Origin of the sequence: Dyella acidiphila (genome assembly GCF_014863405.1) — a bacterium.
Taxonomy (GTDB): Bacteria; Pseudomonadota; Gammaproteobacteria; order Xanthomonadales; family Rhodanobacteraceae; genus Dyella_B; species Dyella_B acidiphila.
The window spans coordinates 439,849-452,310 of the sequence record NZ_JACZZA010000001.1 but is presented as its reverse complement, the minus strand read 5'-3'; the positions used below and the strand labels follow the sequence as shown (position 1 = coordinate 452,310).

General features: G+C 65.8%; 9 protein-coding genes. 2 read left to right on the top strand and 7 right to left on the bottom strand.

Annotated features, from left to right (window positions below):
* Positions 1-4 precede the first annotated feature (4 nt).
* Positions 5-1,177 (top strand): DegT/DnrJ/EryC1/StrS family aminotransferase, encoded by a 1,173-nt coding sequence (locus tag IGX34_RS02180; protein ID WP_192554017.1) that lies wholly within the window; start codon positions 5-7, stop codon positions 1,175-1,177.
* 23 nt (positions 1,178-1,200) lie between these two features.
* Here the strand turns inward: IGX34_RS02180 and IGX34_RS02175 are convergent, their stop codons facing one another.
* The 7 genes from IGX34_RS02175 to IGX34_RS02145 all read right to left on the bottom strand — a co-directional run bounded on the left by IGX34_RS02175 (position 1,201) and on the right by IGX34_RS02145 (position 10,881).
* Positions 1,201-2,724: a hypothetical protein gene (locus IGX34_RS02175; protein WP_192554016.1), complete on the bottom strand. Its 1,524-nt coding sequence runs from the start codon at positions 2,722-2,724 to the stop codon at positions 1,201-1,203.
* A 203-nt stretch (positions 2,725-2,927) separates the two neighbouring features.
* Positions 2,928-3,872: an electron transfer flavoprotein subunit alpha/FixB family protein gene (locus IGX34_RS02170; RefSeq protein WP_192554015.1), complete on the bottom strand. Its 945-nt coding sequence runs from the start codon at positions 3,870-3,872 to the stop codon at positions 2,928-2,930.
* A 27-nt stretch (positions 3,873-3,899) separates the two neighbouring features.
* Positions 3,900-4,646 (bottom strand): electron transfer flavoprotein subunit beta/FixA family protein, encoded by a 747-nt coding sequence (locus IGX34_RS02165; RefSeq protein ID WP_192554014.1) that lies wholly within the window; start codon positions 4,644-4,646, stop codon positions 3,900-3,902.
* A 106-nt stretch (positions 4,647-4,752) separates the two neighbouring features.
* Positions 4,753-7,749, bottom strand: coding sequence for a glycosyltransferase family 4 protein (locus tag IGX34_RS02160; RefSeq protein WP_192554013.1), 2,997 nt, complete (start codon positions 7,747-7,749; stop codon positions 4,753-4,755).
* On the bottom strand, positions 7,746-7,970 hold the full coding sequence (locus tag IGX34_RS02155; RefSeq protein ID WP_192554012.1) for a hypothetical protein: 225 nt from the start codon (positions 7,968-7,970) through the stop codon (positions 7,746-7,748). Before IGX34_RS02155 ends, IGX34_RS02160 begins: the two co-directional genes overlap by 4 nt.
* Positions 7,967-9,268 carry a glycosyltransferase gene (locus IGX34_RS22405; protein WP_192554011.1) on the bottom strand — a complete coding sequence of 434 codons (1,302 nt, stop codon included), beginning with the start codon at positions 9,266-9,268 and terminating at the stop codon, positions 7,967-7,969. Before IGX34_RS22405 ends, IGX34_RS02155 begins: the two co-directional genes overlap by 4 nt.
* The gene (locus IGX34_RS02145) at positions 9,265-10,881 is read right to left on the bottom strand and encodes an electron transfer flavoprotein-ubiquinone oxidoreductase (protein ID WP_192554010.1); all 1,617 of its coding nucleotides are present in this window, start codon (positions 10,879-10,881) and stop codon (positions 9,265-9,267) included. The genes IGX34_RS22405 and IGX34_RS02145 overlap by 4 nt, the downstream gene beginning before the upstream one ends.
* Positions 10,882-11,060: 179 nt before the next feature.
* On the opposite strand from IGX34_RS02145, the gene IGX34_RS02140 reads away from it, so the two are divergent.
* Positions 11,061-12,458 carry an amidase gene (locus IGX34_RS02140; RefSeq protein ID WP_192554009.1) on the top strand — a complete coding sequence of 466 codons (1,398 nt, stop codon included), beginning with the start codon at positions 11,061-11,063 and terminating at the stop codon, positions 12,456-12,458.
* Positions 12,459-12,462 lie beyond the last annotated feature (4 nt).

Genomic DNA, 12,462 nt, shown 5'->3' with positions numbered 1-12,462 from the left:
GCCTATGAGTGCCGAATCCGAATCGTTGCCTTTCCTGGTGTTCGGCGCGCCGCAGATCGGCGAGGCCGAGATCGAGGAAGTGGTCGCCTGCCTGCGTTCCGGCTGGCTTGGCACCGGGCCGCGGGTGGCGCAGTTCGAGCAGCAATTCGCCGCATTCCGCGGTGTGCAGGAGCCGCGCGTGGCGGCCGTCAATTCGTGCACGGCGGCGCTGCACGTGAGCATGCTGGCGGCAGGTATCGAGCCGGGCGCGGAAGTCATCACCACGCCGCTGACCTTCTGCGCCACCGTCAACGCGATCGTGCATGCCGGGCTGGTGCCGGTGCTGGCGGATGTCGATCCGCTGACCCAGAACATCGATCCGGCCGCCATCGAAGCGGCGATCACGCCGCGCACGCGGGCGATCCTGCCGGTGCATTTCGCCGGGCGCCCGTGCGAGATGGACCGGATCATGGCGATTGCGCGCAAGCACGATCTGGTGGTGATCGAGGACTGTGCGCATGCAGTGGAGGCGCAGTTCCAGGGCCAGTCGCTGGGCACCTTCGGCGACTTCGGTTGCTACAGCTTCTATGTCACCAAGAACGTGGTGACCGGCGAGGGCGGCATGATCCTTGGCCGCAGCGAAGAGCAGGTCGCGCGTGCGCGCATCCTCGCCTTGCACGGCATGAGCAAGGACGCCTGGCATCGCTTCGGCGACAAAGGCTACAAGCACTACCAGGTCGTCGAGTGCGGCTTCAAATACAACATGATGGACCTGCAGGCGGCGCTAGGACTGCATCAGCTTGCGCGGGTCGAGCAGAATTGGCGGCGCCGCGAGGCGATCTGGCAGCGCTACGACCAGGCCCTGGCCGAGCTTCCGCTGGGCTTGCCGGCCGCGGCCGCGGCGGACACGCGCCACGGCCGGCATTTGTATACCGTGATGGTGGATGCAGCGCGCTGTGGCATCGAGCGGGACCCGTTCCTCGATGCGATGAACGCCGCGCGCATCGGCACGGGTGTGCATTACCTGTCCATTCCCGAGCACCCCTATTATCAGGAGCGGTTCGGCTGGCGTCCGGAGCAATGGCCGCATGCGCTGAAACTGGGGCGCGAAACAGTCAGCCTGCCCTTGTCGCCGGCCCTGGCCGACGGCGACGTGGAGCGGGTCGTAGCGGCGGTGCGCCGCATACTCGGCCGCTGAAGCCGCCAGCCGCTGCCGGCCGCTCAATGTGTCGTGGGCGTGGTGCGCAGGGAATCGAAGGACGCCAGGGTCACGTTCATCAGCAGCATCGGAACGCCGGCCACGGTGATGTCCTGCACCGTGCCGGGCACGATAGTCGCCTGCACATGCATGGCCATGGTGGTCATGCTCTGGCAGAAGGCCAGATCGTTCTTCATGCACAGTGCGCGAATGCCATGCTGGCCGGCGATCCGCTGGATGCGCGCACTCAATATGGCAGCCCGCCAGCTGGCGCCATAGGTTTGCGCATAGCGGTTTTTCCACTGCGGGAACAATGCATTCGCTTCGAACGCGGCAGGCCATGCCTCCCAGTAGTCGCCGATGATCAGCTGCGCATGCTGCGCATGGGCGGTTTGGGCCACCGCCTGCGAGCGCGGCAGCCACATATTGTCGACAAGTTTGGAATAGTTGCTGGAGAAGCCATGCAGGCCGATGAAGATTTCCACGCACAGCAGGCCCGCGGCTACGGGTAGCACGGGAATAGGCAGCTTTCGCAGCGAGAGCAGGCCATGCACGATGAGATAGCTGTCTGCGGCCACGATGGCGATAAGAAAGACGATGTAATAGCGGATGTGATAGGTGTTTATTTGGGGCCAGATCGAGCAGGAGAGCACCCCCACCAGCGCGGCCGAGCCGAGCACCAGCAACACGATGGCATAGCGATGCGGCGCTTTTGCATAGATCCCCCACGCCATGGCGCATACGCTCAGCACCAGCAGCGCCGCCGTCGACACGTTGGCAGCAACCGATTGATAGCCCGCCTTGATGGCTTCCCAGGAAATGGCCAGCTCGTTGATCGGGGTCAGGCCGCTGCCGAAGTGTTTAGAGTGCAGGTAGGCAAGCACGATGCTGGCGATGTTGATGAGCAGGAACGTAAACGCCTGCTTGCGCGGCAGCGTTCCGGTTACCCAGCTCAGGCCGATCAGCGGCAGGGACATGGCCAGCAACGCGATATTGGTGGCGTATGCCACGGTGCCGATCAACACTGACAAAAGCAGCCAGCCGATTCGCCCCTCGCCGCGGCGCAGGGTAAACAGCGCCAGTGCCAGCAAGGTCATGGAGGTGCCGAACGGATTGCATTCCACATACAGATTGAACAGGGCCGGCCAAGCAAAGCTCAGCCCCATGATGCAGTTTGCCAGCGCAACCGCGGGAATCAGCAAGCGCCGCGATTGACTGAAAAAATACAAAATGCCCAGCGGCGCCAGAAAGGAAAAAAACGCGCGCAGGAAAACTTGCAGGCGCAGATTCCATTCCACGTCCGGGATGGGCCAGGCCAGTGCGGGGAGCAGATTGAGAAAGCGGTCCTGGTCCCAGTAATACCAGGTCAATTTCTGGGTGGACATCAGCGCGGGCAGAATCCCGTCGGCATTCTGTTTGGCGGCGAGCAGACTGGTCAGGGGAAACACCACGCCGGCGAGCACGCCCATGGCGATCAGCCAGAACGCGCTGATGTCCCTGGTAACGGAGGCGGCGGTGGCGGGCTGACTCGGGTGTCCGCGATGCATGCTTGGTATGGGGCGCCTGGAAACGAGTTTGCGAAAATAAAGGGTATGCGTGATTACGGCCAGATGCCGGATGTATCCCGGACCTCGGGCTAACGCCTACCGCCTTCCGTAGCGTAAACGCGAACACGTTCGGAGCAGCGGGTGCCGACCGCGTGAAGCTTGCGCGTCGTGCGCCGGGTTTCGGCCCGGCGCACGGAGGCAGATCAGCCGATCGCCTGTTCCAGCTCGGGAATCAGCTTGAACAGATCGCCGACCAGGCCGATGTCGGCGATCTCGAAGATCGGCGCTTCGGCGTCCTTGTTGATGGCCACGATGGTGCCGGCGTCCTTGATGCCGGTCAGATGCTGGATTGCGCCGGAAATGCCGATCGCCATATACAGCTCCGGCGCGATGATTTTGCCGGTCTGGCCCACCTGCAGCTCGTTGGGTACGTAGCCGGCATCCACCGCGGCGCGCGATGCACCCACGGCCGCGCCGATTTTGTCGGCCAGCTTGTAGATGATCTCGAAGTTTTCCTTCGAGCCCACGCCACGGCCGCCCGACACGACCTTGCCTGCGCTCTGCAGGTCCGGACGATCGCTCTTGCCCTGCTTGAGCTCGACGAAGCGCGTGTGGCTGGGCAGCGTCACATCGAGGTTGATCGCTTCGATGGCGGCGTTGCCGGCGCCGCTCGCCGCGGCCGGCCAGGAGGCGGTGCGGATGGTGGCGACTACTGCATGCGCGGCATCGACTTCCACCGTGATGATGGCGTTGCCGGCGTAGATCGGGCGCTTGAAGGTATGGCTGCCTTCCACGCTCATCACATCGCTGAGCTGGGCGACGCCCAGCAGGGCGGCGACGCGCGGTGCGACGTCCTTGCCGAAGGTGGTGGAGGGCGCGAAGACGTGGCTGTAGCCGGCTGCGGCCTTGGCGATCTGCGGGGCCAGTACGGCGGCCAGCGGATGTGCGTTTTCGCTGCGCGCAACGGTAAGCACGCGGCTGACGCCCTCGATCTTGGCGGCTTCGGCGGCGATGGCGTCGACCTTGTCGCTGAGTACCAGCACATCGATGGCTTCGGGTTTCACTGCCACGGCGGCGCTGACGGCGCGGGCGGTGGAGGGGTTCAGCTTGCCGTCCAGATGTTCGGCGATAACCAGGATCTTGCTCATGGGTGTCTCCTTCGTCCAGGCGGCTGCTTAGAGCAGACCTTTCTGCTTGAGTGCGGCGACCAGTTCGGCCGCGTCCTTCACCATCACGCCCTTGCTGCGCTTGGCTGGTGCGGCGTAGTGGGTGGTCTTGAGCTGGTCGTGCGTATCGACGCCCAGCGACGCAAACTCGATCGTGTCGATCGGCTTGGACTTGGCCTTCATGATGTCCGGCAGCTTGATAAAGCGCGGCTCGTTCAAGCGCAGGTCGGTGGTGATCACGGCGGGAAGTTCGGCTTCGATCGTTTCCAGGCCAGCGTCGACTTCGCGCGTCACGGTGGCCTTGCCGCCGGCAATCTCGACCTTGCCGGCAAAGGTGGCCTGCGGACGATCCCACAGCGCGGCCAGCATCTGGCCGGTCTGGTTGGCGTCATCATCGATGGCCTGCTTGCCCAGAATGACCAGGCCCGGCTGTTCCTTCTCCACCAGCTTCAACAGCGTGCGTGCGGCGGTAAGCGGCTGCACGGCATCGGCGGTCACCACATGGATGGCGCGGTTGGCGCCCATCGCCAGGCCGTTGCGCAGATGCGCGGTAAGGTCGGCGGGGCCGATGCCCACCAGCACCACTTCTTCGGCGACGCCTTTCTCGCGCAGGCGCAATGCCTCTTCCAGCGCGATGTCGTCAAAAGGGTTTGCCGAGAGTTTCACGCCGTCGGTCACCACGCCGGTGCCGTCGGGTTTGACCTGGATGCGGACGTTGTAGTCCACCACGCGCTTGTAGCCGACCAGAATCTTCATCTGCGTTTCCTTCTACCGGACGCCCGCGGGCGTATGGGATTGCTGTGCAAACGGGCATTCTAACCGGATTGGCCCAACCATGCGGACGCGCATGGTTGGGCCGGCTTCAGGCCCGCGGCAGCGCGGCAACGGTGTGGGCCATGCCGGCCGCACTCTCTGCCCAGGACGGCCAGGCAACGGTGGCGGCGGCGGACGGCGGCGAGGCCAGCGCCTGGCGCAATGCGGCCGCGAGTTCGGCCGCCGTCGGTGCAGTGAAGTACTGCGCCTGTTCGCCCATCACTTCACGGAATACGGGGATGTCGCGGGCGATCACCGGCAGTCCGCGCCGCGCCGCCTCGATCAGCGGCAAGCCATAGCCTTCGCCCCAGGAGGCGGCCAGCAACAGCGTGCTTGCGCGATAGATCGCATCCAGCTCCGCATCGCCGGCATCGTCGATCCAGAACAGCCGCTGCCCACGCTGGGCATGGCTCTCGGCGCTCGTCCGAAACGTTTCCATCAGCCAGCCGAACTTGCCGACGATCAGCAGATTGACATCGACACCGGCATTCCACAGCGCTTCGCAGGCTTCCAGCGCCTGGTCGTAGCCCTTGCGCGGTTCGATGGTTCCCACCATCAGCAGCGTGGGACGCGTCTGCGTGGCAGTGGCCAATGGCTGGCGCAGGTTTGCCGTGCCTTGGCCGAGCAGGGCGTCGACGCCAAGCGGCGATGCGCTGATGACGGGTACCGCGCCGAATTGGTAATCGAGCGCCTGCGCAGCCAGCCAGCGACGCAGGTCGCTGGCGGTGGCGCGCGAAACGCAGACCAGCTGGTCGGCGATGCATGCGATGCGCTGCAGCCAGTCTTCGAAGCGGCCGCGCGCGTAAGGATGGAACATGTCCGGCAACGCCATCGGCAGCAGGTCGTGCACCAGGAAATGCAGGCTCGCGCCGCGGCGATGCCAGTCGCGCAGCTGCGGCTCGGCTTGCGCGATGGTATCCATCGCCCAGTCGAGACCGACGAAGCTGTCGCCGGCAGCGATCTCCGCCGCTTCGTCCGGCAGCACAAGGCCGGTCAGGCCGAGCAGGTCGAGCGTGTAGCCGCGTGCATAGCGGTAGCGGCCGCCGCTGAAGCGCACCGGTTCGATGCGCACGCCGGCGGGTGGCGTTTTCAGCCAATGCAACAGCGTATTGCGGACCACTCGCTGCACGCCGGTGCGAATGTCCTGCGCGGCGATGCTGCTGACATCCACCAGCCATCGGCGCATGGGCCCGGGGGCACGTGCCGCCACGATGGTGGCGGCGATGGCGGCCAGGTCGTGCTCATTGGGCTTGCCGTCGATCGCTGCAATCGCATCGAACAGTTGCGCTTCGCGTGCCAGCGGGTGCGTGGCATAGGCGTGCGCCACGCGCTCGGCGCAGATCGTGGCGGCGCCATCTGCCGGCAAGTCGGCGATCGGCGGCAGCGCGATGGCGCTGGCCTGGTCACGCAGCTGCTGCGCGATGGCGGGATCCGTGCACAGCACGGCCAGTGAGTGTTTGAGCAGTGGTATCAGTCGCGGATCGGTCGCCTGCGTGCCGCCGTTGTGCATGGCCAGCAAAGCGGCATATCCGCCGGCTTCATACGCCGCCTGCAACACAGCTGCTGCGGGCGCGGCCGTCACCTGCTGCAGTTTCTCTTGCGTCAGCACTACGCCGGGATGCATCTGCATAAGCGGCTCGAGCTGGGCCGCGGTATCGGCTTCCGCCAGATAGAGCAGCTGCTGGGTGTCGCTGCCTGCGGGCAGACTCGCCGGGGTGACGACCTCTGCGGCAAGTTCATCGAGCCAGCCTGGCAGTGGCGTGTCGCCGGCACGTACGCAGGTAATGCGTGCTGGTGTTGCGGGCGCGGACGTTGCCGCGCGCGGCGTACGCCGTTGCATGCAATCCTGGATCGCGTCCAGCACCCGGCCGGCGACCGTATTCCAGTTGAATTGCGCTGCCCGCACCAGGGCGTACTGGCGAAGTTCCGCGGCGAACGCGGGATTGCCCAGCACGGCGGCCATCCTTTCGGTAATGCTGTCCACGCGAGTGGGATCGAACATCGCATCGTCGCGGCCGATCACTTCCGGCAGGCTGGCGGCATGGCTGGCAATCACCGGTGCGCCGCAGGCCATCGCTTCGAGCGGCGGCAGGCCGAAACCTTCGAGCAGCGAAGGAAAAACGAACAGCGCGCATTCCGCATACAGCCGGATCAACTCCTGGTCCGGCGCGAAGCCCGTATAGATGATCGTGTCCGCCGGCAGCATGGCCTTGCGTGCCGCGTCGTCCAGTCGCGCTTTCTCGTCATCGCTGGCACGCCCGACGATCACCAGTTGGTGGCTGCGAAGAAGTGTTTCCGGCAGTCCGGCGAATGCTTCGATCAAGGCCGCGACATTTTTCCGTTCGTCGAAGCCGCCGCTGTAGAGCACGAACGGACGCACAATGCCATGCCGTCGGTATAACGCTTCGCTGGCGGCGGGATCCGGCGCGGGTGCGCGGAAGCTTTCATCGACGGCCGCACCGACAGTGACGACGCGTTCCGGCGCAAGCTGCAGGCGTTCGATCGCGTCCTGGCGAACCCATTCGGTACTGGCCAGCAGCAGGTCGCAGCGGCGCAGCAGCTGCAGGCTTTGCTCGTACCATTCGCGCACACGCGGATGCCCAAGATAGGCGTCCGGATTGTGCAGCGGGATCACGTCGTACAGGGTGGCGATGCTGGCCACGCCGGCAGGCGGTGCATCCGGCAGTACCGCGTCGTCGTTGTAGCCTTCGAGCAGGCTGCTGTACCAGACGGCGTCCGCATCGAGGTTCTCGATCGCGTGCCGCATCGTGCATGCCGCCGCCTGCCGTAGCCACGTATTGCCGCCTGGCTGGGCGCGAATGCCTTCGGGCATGTCGAGCATGATCCGGCGTTCGGGCAGCGCATGCTTGCCCAACGTGGCGATCAGCGTGTCGGCGGGTGCGCCGAAGCGCGCGTTGAACAGCAGTCGAATGTCATGTGCGCCGGCACGCGTCAGAAATGCGCGGGTGAGTGCCAGCGTATGTCGCCCAATGCCGCGATGCCTGCTCTGGCTTTGCGCGCCCTGGAGATCCAGCAACAGCTTCATCGGCGTTCCACGCGCTGGCGCAAGCGCATGCAGACGGTGCGCACATCGTCCGGCAGGTCGGCTGGATCGATCCGGGCCCAGGCCGCTTCGTCGCGCTGGTCAAGTACGGCGCGCAGGCGCATGTCGAGCGCCGGTATGCGGTAGATCGCATTGACGATTTTGCGGCGCAGGCCGGGATGCCTGGAGAGGAATTGCTTGGCGAAATGGAGCAGGCGCTTCATGGGGCGTGCGGTTCCGTTGCGGCGGCGGCCGGCAGCGCCCGGTGCAGGGCGGCGCGCGCCAGTTCAGGCGAAAAGTGGCGTTTGACGCTGCTCAGGCCGTTGTCGGAGAGCCGCAGCCACAATGCTTCGTCGTGGTAGACGCGCCATATCGCTGCTGCGAAGGCTGCGGCGCTATCGGCGATCAGGGCGTCCTCACCATCGACCAGATGCATGCCTTCGGCGGCAATCGGCGTAACGACTACGGGCAGGCCGTAGCTCATCGCCATATTGACCTTGCCTTTGACGCCGGCACCGAAACGCAGCGGTGCCACCGAGACCTTGCATTGGTTCATCAGTGCTGAAAGGTCGTCGACCCGGCCATGGATTTCCACGCCGGGCTGAGACAGGCTGCGTTGTGCCGCGGGGGCGATGTCCCCGGCGATATGCAGGCACAGGCTTGCATCGCGTGCACGCAGCAGGGGCAGGATCTCGGCCACGAACCAGCGCATCGCATCTTCGTTGGGCGGATGGCCGAAGCCACCGACGAACAATAGATCGCGCCGGCCGGCGAACGGCGTACTGCGGCCATGAATCTCGTGGATGTTGCTGACCAGCTCGACCCGGCTGTGCGGCAACTCCTGACGCAGCAGTTCCAGCTCGACCGGGCTGACCACGAAGCTGATATCGCTCTCGCCGATCAGCGCCAGTTCCTGCCGCCGCGAAGCGGCCGACTGCTGCTGCATGCGGCGGCTGCCGGATATTTCCGCCGCGCGCTTTTCGCGCAGGAAATGCAGGTCGACGGTATCGAAGATGCGCATCGCCCTGGGCGCCAGCCGCTTGCTCGGCGACAGATATTGCGCTGCCACCGACAATCGGCACAGCAGCACCGCATCCAGGGTCTGCCCATGCTGGCGCAGCCACGGCATCACGCCGCTGCGATGCAGGTGGATGCCATACGCGCTCAACTGCGCGGCGTCGGCGGCAGTGGCATGGCCATCGTCGGCGAGCAGGTCCACGTGCCAGCCGTCCTGATGCAGGATCTGCAACAGCATGCACAGGCGCAGCGAACCGGAATCGCGGGCCGGATTGGGCACCATGGCATCCACCGCCAGAATGCGGCGGCGCCGACCGGCATCGCCGGGCTGCCAAGCATCGGGCGCAGCCGGCCAAGCCGCGGCTGACGAATCATCGCGTTGCGGACGAAGCGATTCGGCCACGCGCTGCAGCGTGCCTTTCCAACCGCGCAGCGCAAGGCTGCCCCAGGCGCGGCGGATCAGCTGATGCAGGCGCGCCAGGCGCCAGGCGAGATCGAGGTTCACAGATTCTGGTAGTTCGGGCCGGAGCCACCTTCCGGCGTGACCCAGTTGATGATCTGGTAGGGATCTTTGATGTCGCAGGTCTTGCAGTGGACGCAGTTGGCGGCGTTGATCTGCAGGCGCTTGCCGCTGCTGCCGTCGGGCTTGGCTTCGTTGACGATTTCGTAGACGCTGGCCGGGCAGAAGCGGGTGCAGGGGTTGCCGTATTCCTCTGCGCACTGGCTGACGCAAACCGAGGTGTCGGCAACATGCAGATGGATCGGCTGGTCTTCGTCGTGCTCGGTGGCGGCGAAGTAGACGCCCGCCAGGCGATCGCGCGGAGGCAGTTCGCGTTGCACGTAATCGCGCTTGGGCTCTTCCTGCGCACCGAGTTTATGCAGCGAGGACCAGTCGGCCTTGTTCTTCAAGGTCCAGGGCGATTTGCCCTTGGTGATGGTTTCCCAGGCGGCGTTGAACATGCCCAACCACAGGCCCTTCTTGAAGCCGGGCTTGATATTGCGCACCGTCTTGAGCTCGGCCATGACCTCCGAGCTGCGCAACTTGCCGTCAAAGCCGGCCGGATTGAGATCATTCGCGGCCAGGTGCTCGGCCGCCAGCATGGCGCTCTTGATCGCCTGGTGGGTGCCCTTGATCTTGGGCACGTTGAGCAGGCCGGCGGTGTCGCCGATCAGCAGCGCGCCCGGCATTTCCAGCTTGGGCAGCGACTGGTAGCCGCCGGTGACGATCGCGCGCGCGCCGGCCGAGACGATGCTGCCGCCTTCCAGCAGCGGCTTCACCATCGGATGGTTCTTCCATTGCTGGAACGCTTCCCACGGCTGGTAATTCGGATCGCTGTAGTCGAGTCCGCTCACATAGCCGAGCGCAATGCGGTCCTGGTCCAGGTGATACAGGAAGCTGCCGCCGTAGGTGTGGCTGTCGGCCGGCCAGCCGAAGCTGTGCACGATCTTGCCGGGCGCAACGCGGCCGGGCGGCAGCTGCCACAATTCCTTGATGCCGATCGAGTAGCCCTGCGGATCGCTGTCCCGGTCCAGCACAAAGCGCTTGATCAGTTGCTTGGTAAGGCTGCCGCGCGCGCCTTCGGCCAGCACGGTGACCTTGGCCTTGATGTCGATGCCCTGGGTGTAGCCGGGCTTGTGCGATCCATCCTTGGCCACGCCCATGTCGCCGATGCGCACGCCGGCCACCGAGCCGTCTTCGTTATAAACAGTGTCGGCCGCGGCAAAGCCGGGGAACACATCCACGCCCAGCGCTTCGGCCTGCGGCGCCAGCCAGGCGCACAGCGCACCCAGCGAAACAATGAAGTTGCCATGATTCTTCATGCCCGGCGGCACCGGCAGCTTGCGGCCGCCGGTCTTGCTGAGCATCCAGAATTCGTCGTCGGCTGCCGGCACGCAGATCGGCGGCGGGTTGTTGCGCCAGCCGGGCAGCAAGGCGTCCAGCGGCTGCGGCTCGATCACCGCGCCGGACAGGATCTGCGCGCCGATAGTGGAGGCTTTCTCGATCACGCACACGCTCAGCTCGGGCTTGAGCTGCTTGAGGCGGATGGCGAACGACAGCCCGGACGGCCCCGCGCCAACGACGATAACGTCGTATTCCATCGTTTCGCGTTCGGTCATGGGGGCTCCGTCGTGTGGCTGGTGGCTGCAGGGCGTGGTCCGGGTGTTGCGGCGAGGTGTTCGGCCGCCGGCCCGGACGGTATTCTCCGGATTCGCCTACGGCGCGGCAAACAGGCAGCTGCTTGCGGGTGGTTGCCGGGCCTGGGACATCATCGCGCCGGATCTGTGCAGGAGAGTGCATGAACGCGTTACCGCCGATCGCCGAGACCGACCTGCGCCGCGCATCGCTGTGCCAGCTGCTGCATTGGCTGGCCGCCGGCCGCGTGCAGCCGGCGCCGCTCACCGAGGTGTATCTGCAGGCGATCGAGCGCCTCAATCCGCAGCTCAACGCCTATGTGGAGTTCAGTCCGGCCTTGATGCGCGACCAGGCGCGCTCGGCCGAGCATCGCCGGCGCGAAGGCGTCATCGGCCGGCTGGACGGTATTCCGATTGCGCTGAAGGACAATTTCGATCTTGCCGGCTGGCCCACCCGTGCCGGCCTGCCGGATGCGGGCCGCGCTGCCGGGCAGGATGCGCACGTGGTTGCGCGCCTGCGTGCATCGGGCGCGGTATTGACCGGCAAGACCAATATGGATGAAGGCGCGCTGGGCGCCGTCACCGACAACCCGCATTTCGGTCCGACGCATAACCCGCATCGGCACGGCTATACGGCGGGTGGCTCGTCCGGTGGAGCGGCCGCGGCGGTGGCGGCCGGATTGGCGGTGGCCGCGATCGGCTCCGATACGCTGGGCTCGATCCGCATTCCCGCAAGCTATTGCGGCGTGTTTGCGCTCAAGCCCACGCAAGGGGAGATTTCCACGCGCGGCATGACGCCTGCGGCGCGCTGGCTGGACAGTGTCGGCCTGCTCGCGCGCAGCGTGGACGATCTGACCGTGCTGCTGCAGGTGCTGGCCGGCTACGACGCCGACGATCCGCGCTCGCGCCGGCGCCGGGTCGCCTTGTCGCCGCCCGACTGGGAGCCGGGCAAACTGCGTTGCGGCGTGTTGACCCAGCTTCCTGCCATCGGTGTGCAGCCTGAGGTGGTGCAGGTGTTCGATGCGGCGCTGGCCACGCTCAAGCACGAGCTGGGTGAAGCGCGCGGCGTGGATTTCGAGGACTGGCATTTCGCCCGCGGCCGCCGCGCCGGCCTGCTGCTGATGGAAGCGGAAATGCTCGGCACTTTCGCCGCGCAGCTGGCCGATACCGAGCGGCCGGTATCGGCAAAATTTCGCGACATGCTGGCTTATGCCAGGCACAAGTCGGCGGCTGACTACGCCGATGCCGAACGGGTGCTCGATGCCGCTGCGCTGAAAATGCGCCGGCTGTTCGCGCAGATCGATGTACTGGTGATGCCGACCACGCCACAGGCTGCCTTTCCGCTGCACGGTCCGGTGCCGGATTCGCAGGCCGATCTCACCAGCTTTGCCAATCTGGCGGGCTGTCCGGCGGTGAGCATCCCGATGGGGCGTACGCCGGACGGTCTCCCGCTCGGCCTGCAACTGGTCGGGCCGCGCGGCTCGGACCTGCGCCTGCTGGAGCTTGCCGCGGTGTGGTCATCGATCCTCGATGCGGCACCGGAATATCCCGTAATGGCTTGATTGG